Origin of the sequence: Streptomyces sp. NPDC006259 (assembly GCF_042870975.1) — a bacterium.
In the GTDB taxonomy this organism is placed as follows: Bacteria; Actinomycetota; Actinomycetes; order Streptomycetales; family Streptomycetaceae; genus Streptomyces.
This window is the reverse complement of record NZ_JBIAHY010000001.1, coordinates 1,393,760-1,412,011: the sequence shown is the minus strand read 5'-3', so window position 1 is coordinate 1,412,011 and position 18,252 is coordinate 1,393,760. Positions and strand designations below refer to the sequence as shown.

General features: G+C 72.1%; 13 protein-coding genes and 1 other RNA gene. 9 read left to right on the top strand and 5 right to left on the bottom strand.

Translation table 11 applies throughout. The annotated features are described in order from the left end of the window. Window positions 1–122: 122 nt before the first annotated feature. The 4 genes from ACFYO5_RS05960 to ACFYO5_RS05945 form a co-directional block, all read right to left on the bottom strand. On the bottom strand, window positions 123–1,004 hold the full coding sequence (locus ACFYO5_RS05960) for a carbohydrate ABC transporter permease (protein WP_356569489.1): 882 nt from the start codon (window positions 1,002–1,004) through the stop codon (window positions 123–125). 180 nt (window positions 1,005–1,184) lie between these two features. After that, window positions 1,185–2,531: a carbohydrate ABC transporter permease gene (locus ACFYO5_RS05955; RefSeq protein ID WP_388704608.1), complete on the bottom strand. Its 1,347-nt coding sequence runs from the start codon at window positions 2,529–2,531 to the stop codon at window positions 1,185–1,187. Window positions 2,532–2,538: 7 nt separating this feature from the next. Continuing rightward, entirely contained in the window at window positions 2,539–3,918 is a 1,380-nt protein-coding gene (locus tag ACFYO5_RS05950) for an ABC transporter substrate-binding protein (RefSeq protein ID WP_388704606.1), read from the bottom strand. A gap of 203 nt (window positions 3,919–4,121) precedes the next feature. Beyond that, complete coding sequence (locus ACFYO5_RS05945) at window positions 4,122–7,475, bottom strand: FHA domain-containing protein (protein WP_388704603.1); 3,354 nt, start codon at window positions 7,473–7,475, stop codon at window positions 4,122–4,124. Between the two features lie 379 nt (window positions 7,476–7,854). Between ACFYO5_RS05945 and ACFYO5_RS05940 the strand changes: the two genes are divergently transcribed. The 4 genes from ACFYO5_RS05940 (at window position 7,855) to ACFYO5_RS05925 (ending at window position 13,689) form a co-directional block, all read left to right on the top strand. After that, a complete protein-coding gene (locus ACFYO5_RS05940) occupies window positions 7,855–9,534 on the top strand; it encodes a protein kinase (protein WP_388704600.1) in 1,680 nt (559 codons plus the stop codon). A gap of 344 nt (window positions 9,535–9,878) precedes the next feature. Continuing rightward, complete coding sequence (locus ACFYO5_RS05935) at window positions 9,879–11,150, top strand: serine/threonine-protein kinase (RefSeq protein WP_356569499.1); 1,272 nt, start codon at window positions 9,879–9,881, stop codon at window positions 11,148–11,150. Between the two features lie 258 nt (window positions 11,151–11,408). Then, window positions 11,409–12,515 carry a peptide chain release factor 2 gene (gene prfB, locus ACFYO5_RS05930; protein ID WP_356569501.1) on the top strand — a complete coding sequence of 369 codons (1,107 nt, stop codon included), beginning with the start codon at window positions 11,409–11,411 and terminating at the stop codon, window positions 12,513–12,515. A gap of 304 nt (window positions 12,516–12,819) precedes the next feature. Then, a complete protein-coding gene (locus ACFYO5_RS05925; protein WP_388704596.1) occupies window positions 12,820–13,689 on the top strand; it encodes a hypothetical protein in 870 nt (289 codons plus the stop codon). A gap of 86 nt (window positions 13,690–13,775) precedes the next feature. Here ACFYO5_RS05925 and ACFYO5_RS05920 read toward each other — a convergent pair whose 3' ends face one another. Continuing rightward, window positions 13,776–13,970, bottom strand: a complete 195-nt coding sequence (locus tag ACFYO5_RS05920; protein WP_356569505.1) for a hypothetical protein — start codon at window positions 13,968–13,970, stop codon at window positions 13,776–13,778. Between the two features lie 237 nt (window positions 13,971–14,207). On the opposite strand from ACFYO5_RS05920, the gene ftsE reads away from it, so the two are divergent. The 5 genes from ftsE to ssrA all read left to right on the top strand — a co-directional run bounded on the left by ftsE (window position 14,208) and on the right by ssrA (window position 18,249). Then, window positions 14,208–14,897: a cell division ATP-binding protein FtsE gene (gene ftsE / locus ACFYO5_RS05915; RefSeq protein ID WP_067235911.1), complete on the top strand. Its 690-nt coding sequence runs from the start codon at window positions 14,208–14,210 to the stop codon at window positions 14,895–14,897. Window positions 14,898–14,933: 36 nt separating this feature from the next. After that, a complete protein-coding gene (gene ftsX, locus ACFYO5_RS05910; protein WP_356569508.1) occupies window positions 14,934–15,851 on the top strand; it encodes a permease-like cell division protein FtsX in 918 nt (305 codons plus the stop codon). Window positions 15,852–15,919: 68 nt separating this feature from the next. After that, window positions 15,920–17,089, top strand: coding sequence for a S41 family peptidase (locus ACFYO5_RS05905; RefSeq protein WP_388704593.1), 1,170 nt, complete (start codon window positions 15,920–15,922; stop codon window positions 17,087–17,089). A gap of 80 nt (window positions 17,090–17,169) precedes the next feature. After that, window positions 17,170–17,703, top strand: coding sequence for an SsrA-binding protein SmpB (gene smpB / locus ACFYO5_RS05900; RefSeq protein WP_356569512.1), 534 nt, complete (start codon window positions 17,170–17,172; stop codon window positions 17,701–17,703). Window positions 17,704–17,860: 157 nt separating this feature from the next. Further along, window positions 17,861–18,249, top strand: a transfer-messenger RNA (tmRNA) gene (gene ssrA / locus ACFYO5_RS05895). Window positions 18,250–18,252: the final 3 nt, after the last annotated feature.

Here is an 18,252-nt window from a genome sequence, read left to right as displayed (position 1 = left end):
AGGGCCTGGTCCGGGCAACGGCCGATGGAGTGACTTGGTTACGTTCGCCTACGGCATCCGGGGGACACCGGGTGAACGGAAGGGGGGTGGACCGGTGACGTCCACCCCCCTTGCCGTACCGACTACTTGACCGCGCCGGCCATCACGCCGGACACGAACTGGCGCTGGAACGCGAAGAACACGGCCAGCGGGATCACCATCGAGATGAACGCGCCGGGCGCCAGCACGTCGATGTTGTTGCCGAACTGGCGTACCTGGGTCTGCAGGGCCACCGTGATCGGCTGGCTGTCGGCATCGGTGAACACCAGTGCCACCAGCATGTCGTTCCACACCCACAGGAACTGGAAGATGCCCAGGCTCGCGATCGCCGGTCCGCCCAGCGGCATCACGACCCGTGTGAACAGGCGCAGTTCGCCGGCGCCGTCCAGCCGCGCCGCCTCCAGCAGTTCGCGGGGGATCTCGGCGAAGAAGTTCCGCAGCAGGAACACCGCGAACGGCAGGCCGAAGCCCACGTGGAAGAGGATCACGCCCAGCACGGACCCGAAGAGGCCGACCTTGCCGAACAGTTCGGCGATCGGGATCAACGCCACCTGCACGGGCACCACCAACAGGCCCACCACGGCCAGGAACCACCAGTCCCGGCCGGGGAACTCCATCCACGCGAACGCGTATCCGGCGAGCGAGCCGATGACGACGACCAGGACCGTCGCCGGGACGGTGATCAGCACCGTGTTGACGAGGGAGCCGGTGATGTCGCCGTTCTCCAGCAGCTTTCGGTAGCTGTCCACGGTGAGCTGGGACGGCTCGGCGAACACCTTCCACCAGCCGCTCGCGCTCATGTCCTCGGGGGAGCGCAGCGAGGAGATCAACAGGCCGATCGTCGGCACCAGCCAGAACAGGCCGACCAGGATCAGCACCACCCGGACCGCACCGCCGCCCAGCTTCTCCACGATCCGCGCGCCCACCGAACGCTCGGGCTTCACGCTCCCGACGGGGCCCTTCATCGCCTGACCTCCCGCCGCAGCCGCCGTACGTTACTGCGCTCTCCCGGGGGACGACCCCCGGACCCCCAGCCACCCGACGGGTGCGCGCTCATCGCCTGACCTCCCGCCGCAGCCGCCGTACGTTACTGCGTTCACCCGGGGGACGACCCCCGGACCCCCAGCCACCCGACGGGTGCGCGCTCATCGCCTGACCTCCCGCCGCAGCCGCCGTACGTTGAACCACATCACCGGGATCACCAGCAGCAGCAGGAAGACCGCGATGGCGCTGGCGATGCCCGGCTGGTCCTCGGAGAAGCCCTTGCGGTACAGCTCCAGGGCGAGCACGTTCGCGTCGTCCTGGGAGGAGCCGGGGGCGATGATGAAGACCAGGTCGAACACCTTCAGTACGTTGATCATCAGGGTGACGGTGACCACCGCGAGGACCGGCGCGAGCAGGGGCACGGTGACCCTGCGGAACACCTGCCACTCGTTCGCCCCGTCCACCCGGGCCGCCTCCATCAGCTCCCGCGGCACACTCGCCAGCCCGGCCGCGATCAGCACCATCGCGAAGCCCGCCCACATCCAGATGTACGACCCGATGATGGCCGGTGTGACCAGCGACGGGCCCAGCCAGTCCAGGCCGTTGTACGCCTCCTGGAAGTTGCCGGCGGGCAGCCGCAGCCGGGCCCCGTCGGCCGCCTCGGGCAGGGTGAAGGTGCCGTCGCCGGCCGCGGTGGTCGACGCCACGACCTTGCCGTCCTTGACCGCCTCGATCCGCATCCCGGCGTAGCCCAGCTCGGCCGGGTCGGGGGCGCCGAGCGTGCCGACGCCCTTGCCGCGGGTGAAGTCCTGCCAGGTCGTGCCGGTGACCTTGCCCGGCTCGGGCCGGGCCGGCGCCGCCTTCTTCGCGCTGTCGGGCATCTGGTCCGGGGCCACGCCGACGAGCGGCAGCGAGACCGGAACGCCCGCGCGGACCGGCTCCTTGGTGAGGAACGCGCCGCCCTTCGCCGACTCCAGCGGGGACTGGCGGCCCGGGTGGGCCTTGGGGAACGCCGACGACTGCGCGAACGTGTCGTGCACCCCGACCCACACCGCGTTCGCCACGCCCTTGTCCGGGTCCTGGTCGTACACGAGCCGGAAGATGATGCCGGCGGCGAGCATCGAGATCGCCATCGGCATGAAGACGACCAGCTTGAACGCCGTCCCCCAGCGGATGCGTTCGGTCAGCACCGCGAAGATCAGTCCGAGGGCGGTCGCCACGGTCGGCGCGAACACCACCCACAGGACGTTGTTCTTGAGCGCCGTGCGGATGCCGTCGTCGGTGAAGAGGGCCCTGTAGTTGTCGATGCCGGCGAAGCCTTCGCCGGACTGGTCGTAGAAACTGCGGACGACCGAGTACCCGATCGGGTAGACCACGAGCGCGCCCAGCAGCACCAGGGCGGGCAGCAGGAACAGCGCCGCCACCGCCCTGCGGGTGCCGGTCACGCTTTTGCGCGAGCGAGGAGGGGCGGGGGCTCCGGGAGCCCCCGCCACGTCGGCCGATGCCATGACCGGCTCAGTTCCCGTACGCCGCTGCCGCGTCCGACTCCAGCTTCGCCTGGATGCCGGCCACGTCCGTCGGGTTCTTCAGGAAGTCCTGGAGGTCCTTCCACTCGCCCTTGCCGGGCGTACCGCCGAACGCCTGCGGGGCCTGGTCGGACATGTCGAAGCGGAAGTCGTCGCCCGCCGCGACCAGCGCCTCGGCGATCTTGCGCTGCACGTCGTTCGGGTACGCCGCCAGGTCGACGTTCTTGTTCGGCGAGAGGTAGCCACCCAGCTTCGCCTGGATCTCCGCCGCGTCCGGTGAGGCGAGGAAGGTCGCCAGCGCCTGCGCGCCCTTGGAGTCCTTCAGGATGACCGCCGCGTCACCGCCGGAGACCACCGGCGCGGTGTCGCCGACCTTCGGGAACGGGAACACCTTCGCGTCCGTGCCCACCTTCGCGTCCGTCTGCGCGATGTTGACCTGCACGAAGTCGCCCTCGTAGACCATCGCGGCCTTGGGCTGGTCACCGCCGGAGAAGGTCTGGGTGACGGAGTTCGGGAACTGCGTCTGGAGGGCACCGTCGGCGCCGCCCGCCACGTAGTCCTTCTTGCCCCAGATCTGCGCCAGCGTGGTCAGCGCCTCCTTCACGGAAGGGTCCGTCCACTTGATCTCGTGCTTGGCCAGCTGGTCGTACTTCTCCGGGCCCGCCTGCGAGAGGTAGACGTTCTCGAACCAGTCGGTCAGCGGCCAGCCGTCCGCGCCCGGGATCGAGAAGGGGGTGACGCCGGAGTCGTAGACGGTCTGCGCGGTCTTCAGCAGTTCGTCCCACGTCTTGGGTTCGGACGCGCCCGCGTTCTCGAAGACCTTGGTGTTGTACCAGATCAGCGACTTGTTGGCGGCCTTGTAGTAGACGCCGTACTGCTCCGCGCCGACCTTGCCGATGTCCTGCCAGCCCTGCGAGTAGTTCTTCTGCAACTCCTTGAGGGCCTCGGGGCCCAGCGGCTTGGCCCACTTCTTGTCCACGGCCTGCTTGATGGCGCCCGGCTGCGGCAGCATCACCACGTCCGGGGGCTGACCGCCCGCGATCTTGGACCCGAGGAAGTTGATGATCGGGTCCTGCGCCGGTACGAAGGTGACCTTCGCGCCCGTGCGTTTCTCGAACTCGGCCAGCACCTTCTTGAAGTTGGCCTGCTCGGGGCCGGTCCAGACGGCGGCGACCTCCAGCGTCGTGCCGTCCAGCTTCGGAAGGGCCAGGGCGTCGCCGGACGCCTTCGGGCCGGTGCTCTCGTTTCCGCCGCTCTTGTCGTCGTCGCCGCCGCACGCGGTGAGCGAGAGCGCGAGTGCTCCCGCGAGGATCGTGGCGGCCGCCTTTCCGGTCCTGCGGGTCCGGATGGTGTTGCTCGTGCTGCGCATCACTGCCCCGTTCTTCGTTCCTCGTCGAACGTCGAGCGCTGTCCCGTGGCACTGGTCTACGCCGGGTGCGTGGGGTAGGCAAGTGCGCATGCGGTGTCAAGCGGGAGATCGTGACCGCGTCGTAACGCTCTCCCGGACCTTCCCGGGGACGGCACCCCCGGACGGGCCCGGTCGCCCTGCGCGGTGCCCGGCGGCGCTGCCGCTCAGAGCAGCGAGGGCACCTCCGCCGCCGACACCTCGCGCGCCGCCCGCTCCAGGGCGCTGGCGAGCAGGGCGAGGTCGGTGGGGCCGTTGCCCAGTTCGCGGACGGGTCTGCGGGTCGGGGGGTCGCCCATCCGCTGCCACTCCAGGGGGACCACCGTGGGGCGCAGGGTGGCGGTGCGGGGGATGCGGCCGGTGACCCGGCCGCCCTGGAAGGGGGTGAGCCGGCCGTCCGCGCCGCGGAGGCGGCCGCGGCCGGGGGCCGGTTCGTCGGGGCCCGAGCCGGGAGCGTCGAGGAAGATCCGCAGCGTGGCCTGCCGGGCGGGCTCGGACTCGGCCGTACGGCCGCCCGGACCGGTGGCGGCCACCAGGTGCACGCCGAGCCGCTCGCCCTCGCGGGCCACCGCCTCCAGCGCGCGCATGACCGAACCGGCGGCCGGGCGGCCGGGGGAGCCGAGCGCGGGTGAGACCAGGGCGTCCAGATCGTCCACCACGACGGCCAGGCGGGGCAGCGGCGGGGCCGCCTCCGTCCGCCGGCGGGCCGCCGCGCCGGGGCGCAGCCGCAGGGTCGAGCTGGGCGGCGTGTCGAGGTCGGCGGCACCGGTCCCGCCGCCGGCCGCCTGGCGCTGCGGGACGATACGGCCGGACACCGCGCGGTGCGTGTGCCACTCGGCGAAGTCGGACCGCCCGAGCAACTCCGCCCGCCGCTTCAGCTCGGCGCTCAGCGACTGCGCGAACTCCCGCATGCGCACCGGGTCGTTGGCGGTGAGATGCGTGGTGACGTGCGGTACGTCGGTGCAGACCCGCAGGCCCTCGCCGTGGCCGGTGCCCGCCTTGCCGACGGTGTCCCGGCCGTCCAGCAGGACGATGCCGAGCCGGTCGGGGCGCTCGGCGGCGGCCAGCGAGGCGACGACCGCCCGCAGCAGCTCCGTACGCCCGCTGCCGGGCGGGCCCTCGATCAGCAGGTGCGGGCCCTCGGCGGACAGGTCCACGCCGACCGGGCCGCGCGGGCCCGCGCCCAGCACGGCCGAGGCCCGGCCGCCGAGCGCCTCGCTGTCGTCGGCCGCGTCGGCCCAGCGGGCCATCAGGGAGGCCGGGGTCGCGCGCGCCAGGCCCAGCTCGTCCAGCAGGCGGGCCGACTGGGGCAGCGGGACGGACACGCGCGCGGGGCGCTCGCCGCCGGAGACGACCTCCGGGCGCAGCGGCGCCAGGGCCCGCGCGAACCGCTCCGCCCAGGCCGCGGAGACCGCGTCGACGGTGCCGACCGTGCCCTGACCCACCGGGCCCGGCCGCTCGGACTCCGACCCGGCCGGGGCGACCCGCAGCAACCGCAGCGCGGTCGCCACATCACCGCTGAGCAGGGCGACCGCCCCGCACGCGCGGAAGGTGGGTGCCGCCGCGCAGGCCGCCTCGTACATGTCGGTCACCGGCGCGGCGGGGGAGGCGGCGGCCGTCTCGGCCAGACAGAGGACGTGGATCCCGGCCCGGGGGCCGGCCGTCGCCAGCCGGGCCGTCACCTCGCGCAGGTCGGCGCCGCCGGGGTCGCCGTCCACGACGAGGACCGTGTACGGGCCGGGGAAACCGTCCTCGTCCGCCACCGCCCAGGAGGGACGGCGGGGTGTGCCGCGCGGGGCGGGGACGGGCGCCGCCGCACCGTCCGTCAGACGGTCCTCCAGACGGCGCAGCAGTTCGTCGGTGCGGGCGGTCGCCTGGTCGCGGTCGTGGGCGAGGAGGAGACGGCAGTCCTGGCCGTGTCCGGGGCGCAGCTGCGGCAGCCAGCCCAGCCAGGACCACTCGGCGACGCGCTCCTCCTCGGAACGCGCGCGGTCCGTGCTGATCAGGACGATCTCCAGCAGGTCCGGGGAGTGCAGCGCGGCGAGCTGCGCCAGCACCGCGCGGGCCAGCCCGGCCAGCCTCGGGCGCGGTCCGGCGAGGCCCAGGGCGCCGACCTCGCGCAGGCCCACCGTCACCGGCACGGCCGGCAGCAACGATCCGTCGGGCGCCACCCGGTCGGCCGTGCCCAGCCGGACCGCGAGCGTCTCGGGGTGACCCGGTCCGCGCTCCCACAGGCGCGGGCCGGGACCGAGCGCGGTCAGCAGCAGGGCGGCCGGGTCCGGCCAGGTGTCGGGGGCGGGCGGCACCCCGGCGGGTGGTTCCGGCGCCGCCCCGGCCGCCGGTTCGTCGTACGCCTCAGCGTCATCCGGCTCCTGCGGACCGGCGCGTCCGGCGGTCAGCCGGCGGGCCCAGGCGGACAGGCCGCCCCGCCTGCGCAGGCCCTGCGGCACCTCGGTGCCGTGCAGGGGAGTGCCCTTGCGCGAGGTGCCGACGCCGTCCTCCTCCGGCGCCGGCCGCGGGCCGCGCGCCTCGAAGGGGCCGGTGCGGGAGGGGTCGGTGCGGGAGGAGCCGGTGGCGGAGGGCCCGGTGAAGGAGGGGTCCTCGAAGGAGGGACCGGTGAAGGAGCCGAGGCCCGAGCGGCCGCCGTGGGTGGCGCCGTGGTTCTCCAGGGGCGGTGCGCCGCCCTGGCCCGGCACCAGTGCCCCGGGCGCCCGTCCGCCGCGGGCGGGCGCGGAGCCGTGCCAGTCGACCGTGCCGTGGGCGTGGCCGGTCGGGGCGCAGGGCGTGCCGTCGCCCCCCACGCGCGCGTGGGGCGCGTCCGCGGGGGCGGCCCCGGGCTCCGGGCTCGCGCACGCCACCCGGACGTGGCCCTCGCCGTCGGGTGTCGTCTCCACCCGGGCGCCGGGACCGCCGGGCGGTGCCAGCCGCAGGGCCGACTCGCCGACGCGCAGCAGGGCGCCCGGGGCGAACCGGAGCGGGCGGCCCTGCACGCGAGCGCCGTCCAGGGTGGTGCCGTTGGTGGAGCCGAGATCGGCGACCGTGACCCGGCCGTCGGCGGCGAGCGTCACCGCGCAGTGCAGGCGGGAGACGTCCGGGTCGTCGAGGGGGACGTCGGCGTCGGCGGAGCGGCCGACGCGGACCTGGCCGCCGTGCAGCAGATGGACGCCGCCCGCGTCCGGCCCCGCCACCACGTGCAGCCGGGCCGGGGCGTCGTCGACCTCCGGATGCGGCTCGGGCTCCGCCGGGGCGCCCAGGCAGAGCACGGCGCCGTCGATCAGGGGTGGTTCGCCGAGGGTGCAGCGCTGGGCGTCGAGCCGCTGCGCGCCCGCGTACAGCACGGGCTGGGCTCCCCCGGACGGAGCAGTGCCCCCTTCCCCGGAGACCGCCGCGGCCAGGGCGGACGCCACCGCGGCCAGAGCCGTGCCGGCGGGCGCCGTGACCAGCACGTCGCAGCTCGCGGCTCGGCCCCGCGTGTCCCCGGGCGGGCCCTGCGGGTCTACGACGGTCAGCCGGATCTGCATAGCCGTCAGCGGTCCCTTCTGCCCGGGCGCGGACTTTTCCCCCACCCCGCACGAGCACGTCGGCCAGTACTCCAGGCATCCTCGCACCTGTCACTGACAACGCGCCCGCCACCGAGGGACAAGTGATCTTGATTGGTCGGCTCTGCCCGTAAAAGTGATGGACGGATGACTCACGGATGACCGCTTGAGATCGGCCACGGGCGCCTTCGGCAACCAACGGACCGAGGCGAGCGTCTTTCCTTCGAACATGTACGGGGAGGGGCGCGTATCCGTACGCAGGGCGTACGGAACGACCACAGGAAGACGACAGCCCCGTGCCGGGGACACGGCACTACAGTGGGTCGGAACAGAGGCAAGCAAGCAGCAGGGAGCGCGTGACGTGCGGCCAGTCGGCAGCAAGTACCTGCTCGAGGAGCCGCTCGGACGCGGCGCCACGGGCACCGTCTGGCGAGCCCGCCAGCGCGAGACCGCGGGCGCCGAGGCGGCCGTGGCCGGCCAGCCCGGCGAGACCGTGGCCATCAAGGTCCTCAAGGAAGAACTCGCGAGCGACCCGGACATCGTGATGCGCTTCCTGCGGGAACGCTCCGTACTGCTCCGGCTGACCCACCCCAACATCGTCCGGGTCCGCGACCTGGTCGTCGAGGGCGATCTGCTGGCCCTGGTCATGGACCTCGTCGAAGGCCCCGACCTGCACCGCTACCTCCGCGAGAACGGCCCCTTCACGCCCGTCGCCGCCGCGCTGCTCACCGCGCAGGTCGCCGACGCCCTGGCCGCGAGCCACGCCGACGGCGTGGTCCACCGCGACCTGAAGCCGGCCAACGTCCTGCTCCTCCAGAACGGCGGGCAGATGCACCCGCTGCTCACCGACTTCGGCATCGCGCGCCTCGCCGACTCCCCGGGACTGACCCGCACCAGCGAGTTCGTCGGCACGCCCGCGTACGTCGCGCCGGAGTCCGCCGAGGGCCGCCCCCAGACCTCCGCCGTCGACATCTACGGCGCCGGCATCCTGCTGTACGAGCTGGTCACCGGCCGCCCGCCGTTCTCCGGCAGCTCGGCCCTGGAGGTCCTCCACCAGCACCTGAGCGCCGAACCGCGCCGCCCCTCCACGGTGCCCGAGCCGCTGTGGACGGTCATCGAGCGCTGCCTGCGCAAGAACCCCGACGAACGCCCCAGCGCCGAGAACCTCGCGCGCGGGCTGCGCGTCGTCGCCGAGGGCATCGGCGTGCACGCCAACTCGACGCAGATCGCCGCGGCGGACGGCGTGACCCACCTGCTCGCGCCCGACCCGGCGCCCGCGACCGTGCCCGGCGCCCCCGCCGGCGCCTACGACCCGAACGCGGCGACCAGCGTGCTGCCGCACACGGCCGGGCCCGGCAACCCGCCCGGTGCCGCGGACCCCACCGCCGTCCTGCCGCACACCGGCGGCCCGGCGGGAGCCGCCGACCCGACGGCCGTCCTGCCGCCGGTCCCGCCGCACCAGCCCGGCGGACACGGACCCCAGGGCCAGCAGCCGGAGGAGCCGCACCCCTGGCAGAGCCAGCTGCGTGCGGCCCGCGACCGCAACGAACAGACCCAGGTCCAGTACCTCGACCCCAACGAGGACCCGCTGCGCCGCCGCCCCCAGCGGCAGGTCGCCCGTCCGCAGCAGCCTCAGCCGCGCCAGCAGCAGCCGAGGCCCCAGCAGCGGCCCCAGCAGGGTTACGGATACCCCCAGCAGCAGCAGCCGCAGCAGTACGCCCCGCAGCAGCAGCCCCAGCCCCAGCGGTACACCCCGCAGCCTCAGCAGCCCCGGCAGCGGCCCGCGCCGGAGCCCCGGCAGCCGCGCGAGCCCAGGCAGCGAAGCGCCAACCCGATGAAGATTCCCGGCCTCGGCTGCCTGAAGGGCTGCCTGTTCACGGTCGTCATCCTCGTCGTGGCCGGCTGGCTCGTCTGGGAACTGAGCCCGCTCCAGGACTGGATCGGCACCGGCAAGGGGTACTGGGAGCAGCTCGGCGACTGGTTCAAGACCGTGAGCGGCTGGATCGGGGATCTCGGAGGGAACTCCGGCGGCGGAGCCTGACCGGCGGGCCGCTCCTAGGCGGGCCGGTCCCGGGCGGCTCGACGCGAGGCGGCTCGATGCGAGGCGGGCCGGTGCGAGGCGGCAGTCCAGGGCGGCTCGGTCCGAGGCGGGCTGGGTCGGTACAGGTCGTCGGGCGTGGCCGGTTCGGGGCCGCTCCGAGGCGACCCGACCGCGAGTTTGGGGATTTGTCGACTCCTGGCGGGTGATTTCCGTCTCCGAGGCGAGGATTGCCTCGCGGGACGCGTAGCTTTGTCGGCTGGGGTCCGGGGGCCCCGCGGCGCAGCCGCCGATGTCAGCGCCCCCGGATGGCGCAGCGTCGGCAACACGCGTCTGTAGGAGCAGCCTTGGCACGAAAGATCGGCAGCCGGTACACCGCCCACCAGATCCTGGGACGCGGCAGCGCCGGCACGGTGTGGCTGGGCGAGGGGCCGGACGGTCCCGTCGCCGTCAAGCTGCTGCGCGAGGACCTCGCCTCCGACGAGGAACTGGTGGGCCGCTTCGTGCAGGAGCGCACCGCCCTGCTCGGTCTGGAACACCCCCACGTGGTCTCCGTACGGGACCTGGTCGTCGACGGCAACGACCTCGCGCTGGTCATGGACCTGGTCCGCGGCACGGATCTGCGGACCCGTCTCGACCGGGACCGCAGGCTCGCGCCCGAGGCCGCGGTCGCGATCGCCGCGGACGTCGCCGAAGGGCTCGCCGCCGCGCACGCGGCCGGGATCGTCCACCGGGACGTCAAACCGGAGAACATCCTCCTCGACATGCGGGGCCCGCTCGGCCCCGGCGGCTCGCACCGGGCGCTGCTGACCGACTTCGGCGTCGCCAAACTGATCGACACCCCCAAGCGGACCCGCGCCACGAAGATCATCGGTACGCCGGACTACCTCGCGCCCGAGATCGTCGAAGGCCTCCCGCCGCGGGCCTCCGTGGACATCTACGCGCTGGCCACCGTGCTCTACGAGCTGCTCGCGGGCTTCACGCCGTTCGGCGGCGGACATCCGGGCGCGGTGCTGCGCCGGCACGTCACCGAGTCCGTCGCGCCGCTGCCCGGGATCCACGACGAGCTGTGGCAGCTCATCGTGCAGTGCCTGGCCAAGGCGCCGGCCTCCCGGCTGCGCGCCTCCGAGCTGGCCGCCCGGCTGCGCGAGCAGCTGCCGATGCTGGCGGGGATGCCGCCGCTGGACGTGGACGAGCCGGACACCGAGACGGCCCAGGAGGGCGAGCCGGGTGCGAGCCGGGCCGAGACCGCGCAGACGCCGGTCCCCTCCGACACCGCCGGGCGGGCCCGGCGGGGGTCGGTGTCCCTGGTGCCCGGCGCCAAGCCGGACTCCAACCGGGACACGCACACCTCGATGCGGGTGCCGGCGCCGGACGAACTGGCGGGCGGGGCGCACGGGACCGCGCGGGTGCCGCGGGCGGCGGGCGCGCCACGGCCGGGCTCCGCGCGCAATCGCGCGGCCACGCGGCGACGACGGGTCGTGGTGGGGGTGGCCGCGACGGTGCTGGCCGCCGTGGCGGGGGTGGGGACGTGGGTGGCCACGGCCGGGGACGGTGACGGAGACGGGGGTGGATCCGGGCCCGGGGAGTCGGGGAACTCGGCGCCGGTCTCGCCCTGAGCGGGTGCCGCCCTCCCCGCCCTTTCCCTGTCTTCTCCCCTCCTGCCCTGTCCCGGGGCTGCCGCCCGCACGCCCGCCGCTCCGGCTCGGCACGGGCCGCTCCGGGCCCCGCGCCCGCCGCTCCGGGCCCCACGCCCGCCGCTCCGGGCCCGCACCGGCCGCTCCGGGCCCCGCACGGGCCGTGCGCTCGAACGCCGGACGGGCCGGGTGCCGTGGCCACCGGCGCTGCACGCTTGGCGGAGCCGTTACGCTGGAGGCGTGGCAGTCGTCGATGTATCCGAAGAGCTCAAGTCCCTCTCCTCGACCATGGAGTCGATCGAGGCCGTTCTGGACCTCGACAAGCTGAGGGCAGACATCGCCGTGCTCGAGGAGCAGGCGGCAGCGCCGTCCCTGTGGGACAACCCGGACGAGGCGCAGAAGATCACCAGCAAGCTGTCCCACCTCCAGGCGGAGGTCAGGAAGGCCGACGCCCTGCGCGGCCGGATCGACGATCTCTCCGTGATGTTCGAGATGGCCGACGAGGAGGACGACCCCGACGCCCGCGCCGAGGCCGAGTCCGAGCTGGTCGCCGTCAAGAAGGCGCTGGACGAACTGGAAGTCCGGACACTGCTCAGCGGTGAGTACGACTCCCGCGAGGCCCTCGTCAACATCCGCGCCGAGGCCGGTGGCGTCGACGCCGCCGACTTCGCCGAGAAGCTCCAGCGGATGTACCTGCGGTGGGCGGAGCAGAAGGGCTACAAGACCGAGGTCTACGAGACCTCGTACGCCGAGGAGGCCGGCATCAAGTCGACCACCTTCGCCGTGCAGATCCCGTACGCCTACGGCACCCTCTCCGTCGAGCAGGGCACGCACCGGCTCGTGCGCATCTCGCCCTTCGACAACCAGGGGCGCCGCCAGACCTCCTTCGCGGGCGTCGAGATCCTCCCCGTGGTCGAGAAGACCGACCACATCGAGATCGACGAGTCCGAGCTGCGGGTGGACGTGTACCGCTCCTCCGGCCCCGGTGGCCAGGGCGTGAACACCACCGACTCCGCGGTGCGCCTCACCCACCTCCCCACCGGCATCGTCGTCTCCTGTCAGAACGAGCGGTCGCAGATCCAGAACAAGGCGAGCGCGATGAACGTCCTCCAGGCCAAGCTCCTCGACCGGCGTCGCCAGGAGGAGCAGGCCAAGATGGACGCGCTCAAGGGCGACGGCGGCAACTCCTGGGGCAACCAGATGCGTTCGTACGTCCTGCACCCGTACCAGATGGTCAAGGACCTGCGCACCGACTTCGAGGTCGGCAACCCCGAGGCCGTTTTCAACGGTGAGATCGACGGATTCCTGGAGGCCGGCATTCGCTGGCGCAAGCAGCAGGAGAAGTAACTTTGTCGACAAGGCAACTGCCCCCGCGACGGGGGTGGTTGCCTTTTCGCTTGCCCGCGTTTCCCGGCATGTCTGGGTTTTACGTCACACTCACACCTTCAATGTCCGGCAAACAGTGCCGAGTTGGACATTGCGTGCGCAACGGCCTTGACGTTGCTATGAAAAATGGGGAGGGTGCAGTCTGGCATGCGTATCTCCGGGGCGCATGTGAACCGGGGGACTTCAGCATTTCTGGCTACCCCCGTCGATCACCGCTCCGGGCGCGGCCTCACCGACGATTTCGGCTACTGGGGGTAGCAACCATATGACCAAGAAGACGCGCGTCCGTATCGCGCGCATCGCCGCGGGCGCAGTGATCGCCGCGGGCGCTTCGCTGACGGTGGCGGGCGTCGCCTCGGCCACCGGCGACGAGGGCGGCCTGAGCGGGCTGGTCTCGACGGGCGACAACACCGACGTGACCACGCAGGACGGCGACGACCCCTGCCCGATCGTGGTCTGCCCCGGCACGACGGGCGAGACCACCACCGGTGAGACCACCACCACGGGTGAGACCACGACGGGTGAGACCACCACCACGGGTGAGACCACGACGACGGGGGAGACGTCCACCACGGGCGAGACCTCGACGACGGGTGAGACCACCACCACGGGCGAGACCACCACCACCGGTGAGACGTCCAACTCCGGCGGTGACTCGGGCAACGGCGGCAACTCGAACTCCGGCGGCAACTCCGGTAACTCGAACTCCGGTGGCAACTCGGGCAACGGCGGCAACTCCGGCAACGGGGGCAACTCCAACTCCGGCGGCAACTCCGGCAACGGCGGCTCTACCACGGGTGGTTCGAGCACCACGGGTGGTTCGAGCACCACCGGTGGGTCCGCCGACGGCGGTTCCACCGCGGGTGGCGGCTCGGCGACGGGCGGTTCCACCACCGGAGGTTCCGGTACCAGCCCCGACGGCACCGCCGCTCAGGAGGTCGGCAGCTCCGCGCTGACCGACACCTCCGACGCGACCGCCGACAACGCCGCCCAGGGTGGTGGCAAGGAGCTGGCCGAGACCGGCGCCGGGCAGACCACGTTCCTGGTCATCGGCGCTGCCACGATGATCGTCGGTGGCATCGGCTTCCGTGTGCTTCCGCGTCTCGCGGAGGGCCGCGGCGGCGCCGCTGCCTGACGGTAGGCAGCCGCACCGTTACGTGACGTACGCGCGAAGGGCCCGGAGCTGGGAAGCTCCGGGCCCTTCGCGCGTACGGGGGCGGGCTACGCGGTCTGGTGGGCGAGCAGCGCCATCGCCGCGACCAGCACCGCCAGCAGCGCGATCAGCGCCATCGGGTTCAGTCCCCCGAAGAAGTTGTGGTCCTGTTGCAGCCGCTCGCGGTTCGCGCGGCACACTCTGCAGCGGCCCTCGCTCACGGGCGCGGCGCAGTTAGCGCACACCAGCCGGTCGTACGTCATGCGCTCGCCCTCCTTGCACCGGTTCCACGTGGACAACGCCCGCCGTGCCGCGAACGTTCCCCTCCACTCTGCCAGGTTCCGCGGGATTCAGCGCGGGGTCCCGGCAGGAGCTGCCTCACACGGTGGTGGACGCACAAAAACGCACAAGCCGCACCCAACCGTGACCGCTGCCTGCGCACGCCTCCCCGGTTCGCGTATGGTCACGCTCATCTACCCCCGGCGACCCGTGGTGCATCCGTGATCCGATTCGACAATGTCTCCAAGGTCTACCCCAAGCAGACCCGCCCCGCACTCAGGGATGTGTCCCTGGAAGTGGAGAAGGGCGAGTTCGTGTTCCTCGTGGGGTCCTCCGGCTCCGGGAAGTCCACCTTCCTGCGGCTGGTCCTCCGTGAGGAGCGGTGCAGTCACGGTCAGGTGCACGTGCTGGGCAAGGACCTCGCGCGCCTGTCCAACTGGAAGGTGCCGCAGATGCGCCGCCAGTTGGGGACGGTCTTCCAGGACTTCCGGCTGCTGCCCAACAAGACGGTCGCCGAGAACGTCGCCTTCGCGCAGGAGGTGATCGGCAAGTCCCGCGGTGAGATCCGCAAGTCCGTGCCGCAGGTGCTCGACCTCGTCGGGCTGGGCGGCAAGGAGGACCGGATGCCGGGTGAGCTGTCCGGCGGTGAACAGCAGCGGGTGGCCATCGCGCGCGCCTTCGTGAACCGGCCCAAGCTGCTGATCGCCGACGAGCCCACCGGCAACCTCGACCCGCAGACCTCCGTCGGCATCATGAAGCTGCTCGACCGGATCAACCGGACGGGCACGACCGTGGTGATGGCGACGCACGACCAGAACATCGTGGACCAGATGCGCAAGCGCGTCATCGAGCTGGAGAAGGGCCGTCTCGTCCGCGACCAGGCCCGCGGCGTCTACGGCTACCAGCACTGACCGCGACCGTCCACGGAAAGGCTTGAACAACCCGCCATGCGCGCCCAGTTCGTACTGTCCGAGATCGGTGTCGGTCTCCGTCGCAATCTGACGATGACGTTCGCCGTCGTCGTCTCCGTCGCCCTGTCGCTCGCCCTGTTCGGCGGGTCGCTCCTGATGAGCGACCAGGTCAACACGATGAAGGGCTACTGGTACGACAAGGTCAACGTCTCGATCTTCCTCTGCAACAAGAGCGACGCCGAGTCGGACCCCAACTGCGCCAAGGGCGCGGTGACCGAGGACCAGAAGAAGCAGATCAAGTCCGACCTCGGCAAGATGTCGGTCGTCGACTCGGTGAGCTACGAGTCGCAGGACGACGCCTACAAGCACTACAAGGAGCAGTTCGGCGACTCCCCGCTGGCCAGTTCGCTCACACCGGACCAGATGCAGGAGTCGTACCGGATCAAGCTGAAGGACCCGCAGAAGTACGAGGTCATCGCGACCGCCTTCGACGGGCGGGACGGTGTGCAGTCGGTGCAGGACCAGAAGGGCATCCTCGACAACCTCTTCGGGCTGCTCAACGGCATGAACTGGGCGGCGCGGGCGGTGATGGCACTGATGCTGGTGGTGGCGCTGATGCTCATCGTCAACACCGTGCGCGTCTCGGCGTTCAGCCGGCGGCGGGAAACCGGGATCATGCGCCTGGTCGGCGCCTCGGGCTTCTACATCCAGGCGCCGTTCATCGCGGAGGCCGCGGTCGCCGGGCTCATCGGCGGCGGGGTCGCGTGCGGATTCCTGGTGCTCGCCCGGTACTTCATCATCGACAACGGCCTGGCCCTGTCCGAGAAGCTCAACCTGATCAACTTCATCGGCTGGGACGCCGTTCTGACCAAGCTTCCGCTGATCCTCGCCACCAGCCTGCTGATGCCCGCGCTTGCGGCGTTCTTCGCGCTGCGCAAGTACCTGAAGGTGTGACGCATGCCAAGGGGGTCGTACGGTCAAGCGACCGTACGGCCCCTGCGCGTTCCCCTAGACTCACCGCCATGTCAGGCCGCGACCCGCTCTGTTCGCCCCGCCGCTTCGGCCGCGGGGCCGCCCTGACCTTGGTGTTCGCGAGCGTGCTGGTCGCGGGCGCGGCGACCGGCTCGCTGCCCGACGACGAGGCGAAGACCGCGTCCGGAGCGGCCCGCGCCACCGAACGCACCACCTCTCCCGAGGCCGTGACCAGGGCCGCCGAGGAAGCGATGGCCGACGGGAAATCGCCCCTGGAGGCCGCCGAGCGCGCCGTCAGCCGCAGCGGGGACCGCTGGGCGGCGGTGTACTCCGAGGACGAGTACGAGGAGTTCGCGGAGTCCCTCGACGGCCAGTACACCGGCGTCGGCCTGGAGGCGCGGCGGGAGCGGGACGGCCGGATCGAGGTCACCAGGGTGCAGGCGGGGTCGCCGGCGGCCGCCGCCGGGATCCGCGCGGGCGACCGGCTGCGCGCCGTCGACGGCCGCGCCGTCGACGGCCGTCCGGTCACCGACGTCGTCTCCTTACTGCGCGGTGACGCGACGGACGCGCCCGCCGGCACCACCGTCCGCCTCGGCCTGGAGCGCGGCACCCGCGCCTGGACCCAGACGCTGCGCCGGGCCCGCCTGTCCACCGACTCGGTCACGGTGCGCACCCTCGCCGAGGGCGTCACCGTCATCAGGATCACCGCGTTCACCAAGGGCGTCGGCACCGCCGTCCGCACCGCCGTCGGCACGGCCCCGGCCGGCGCCGGCATCGTGCTGGACCTGCGCGGCAACTCCGGCGGCCTGGTCACCGAGGCCGTCTCCACCGCCTCCGCCTTCCTCGACGGCGGCCTCGTCGCCACCTACGACGTCGACGGCGAGCAGCACGCCCTGCACGCCGACTCCGGCGGCGACACCACGCGCCCCCTGGTGGCGCTCGTCGACGGCGGCACCATGAGCGCGGCCGAGCTGCTCACCGGCGCCCTGCGGGACCGCGGCCGGGCGGTCGTCGTCGGCTCCCGCACCTTCGGCAAGGGCTCGGTGCAGATGCCGAGCCGGCTGCCCGACGGGTCGGTCGCCGAGCTGACCGTCGGCCACTACCGCACCCCGTCCGGGCGGACCGTCGACGGCACCGGTGTCACCCCCGACCTGGAGGCGGACGACGGGGCGCTGGAGCGGTCCGAGGCCGTGCTGAGCGGTCTCGGGGACGCGTCCTGAGCGTCCGGTCCCGCCCCTGGTAATCGGCTTTCCCTCAGGCCCCCCGCAGGTGCGAAAATGGCCGGACTATGAACAAGGCAATGTACGTACCCAAGGAGTCCCAGCCGAAGCAGGGCAAGCCGGCCGCGGACCAGACCAAGGGCCAGCGCAAGATCGTCGCGCAGAACAAGAAGGCCCGGCACGACTACGCGATCATCGACGTGTACGAGGCCGGTCTCGTGCTCACCGGCACCGAGGTGAAGTCGCTGCGCCAGGGCCGTGCCTCACTGGCCGACGGCTTCGTGCAGATCGACGGGAACGAGGCGTGGCTGCACAACGCCCACATCCCGGAGTACAGCCAGGGCAGCTGGACCAACCACTCCGCGCGCCGCAAGCGCAAGCTGCTGCTGCACCGCGAGGAGATCGACAAGCTGGCCTCGAAGTCCGAGGAGACGGGCCACACGATCGTGCCGCTCGTCCTGTACTTCAAGGACGGCCGGGCGAAGGCCGAGATCGCCCTGGCCCGAGGCAAGAAGGAGTACGACAAGCGGCAGACGCTGCGGGAGAAGCAGGACCGGCGGGAGTCGGACCGCGCCATCGCGGCGGTCAAGCGGAAGCAGCGGGCGGCCGAGTAGCGGGCGGCCGAGTGGCGGACCGTGGCGGCCCGGCAAGGCCGGGGCCGGCCGGCCGACGGGAATAGGCTGGCATCGTGGCGCGTTGGTCACGTACGATGGCGACAGTCCTCCACAGCGGGGACGAGCCGCCCCCTCGGGGGCATTGAAAAAACAACATGGGGATGATCGGTTTCGACAGCGGCTGTTGAAGCAGGGGAAGCGTGTCGAGGAAGCGGCAATGATCTCGTTAACCATATGTCGCAAAAAATAATCGCCAATTCCAAGAGCGATTCCCAGTCCTTCGCCCTCGCTGCCTAATAAGCAGTGAGTGAAGGACCCTTAATGGGTGTCAGCCCGGGAGTGTTCCCGACCCGGATCCTGGCATAATCTAGGGGACTAAACCATCGAGCCCGGTCACGGGGTTCGATGGGAAACCAAACAGTGACTGGGCCCGTCGGCGACTTGTTCGCGTGATCGCCGGGGCCGAGAAAATCGCAGCGAACTGCACACGGAGAAGCCCTGATTCTGCACCGTTGGACGCGGGTTCGATTCCCGCCATCTCCACCACCC

What these genes read in the sequence shown, in the direction of transcription:
- ACFYO5_RS05905 (WP_388704593.1), top strand. Translation starts at nt 15,920, where the DNA reads ATGTCAGGCCGCGACCCGCTCTGTTCGCCCCGCCGCTTCGGCCGCGGG.
- ACFYO5_RS05920 (WP_356569505.1), bottom strand. Translation starts at nt 13,970, where the DNA reads ATGACGTACGACCGGCTGGTGTGCGCTAACTGCGCCGCGCCCGTGAGC.
- smpB (WP_356569512.1), top strand. Translation starts at nt 17,170, where the DNA reads ATGTACGTACCCAAGGAGTCCCAGCCGAAGCAGGGCAAGCCGGCCGCG.
- ACFYO5_RS05925 (WP_388704596.1), top strand. Translation starts at nt 12,820, where the DNA reads ATGACCAAGAAGACGCGCGTCCGTATCGCGCGCATCGCCGCGGGCGCA.
- ACFYO5_RS05955 (WP_388704608.1), bottom strand. Translation starts at nt 2,531, where the DNA reads ATGGCATCGGCCGACGTGGCGGGGGCTCCCGGAGCCCCCGCCCCTCCT.
- ftsX (WP_356569508.1), top strand. Translation starts at nt 14,934, where the DNA reads ATGCGCGCCCAGTTCGTACTGTCCGAGATCGGTGTCGGTCTCCGTCGC.
- ACFYO5_RS05960 (WP_356569489.1), bottom strand. Translation starts at nt 1,004, where the DNA reads ATGAAGGGCCCCGTCGGGAGCGTGAAGCCCGAGCGTTCGGTGGGCGCG.
- ACFYO5_RS05945 (WP_388704603.1), bottom strand. Translation starts at nt 7,475, where the DNA reads ATGCAGATCCGGCTGACCGTCGTAGACCCGCAGGGCCCGCCCGGGGAC.
- ACFYO5_RS05950 (WP_388704606.1), bottom strand. Translation starts at nt 3,918, where the DNA reads ATGCGCAGCACGAGCAACACCATCCGGACCCGCAGGACCGGAAAGGCG.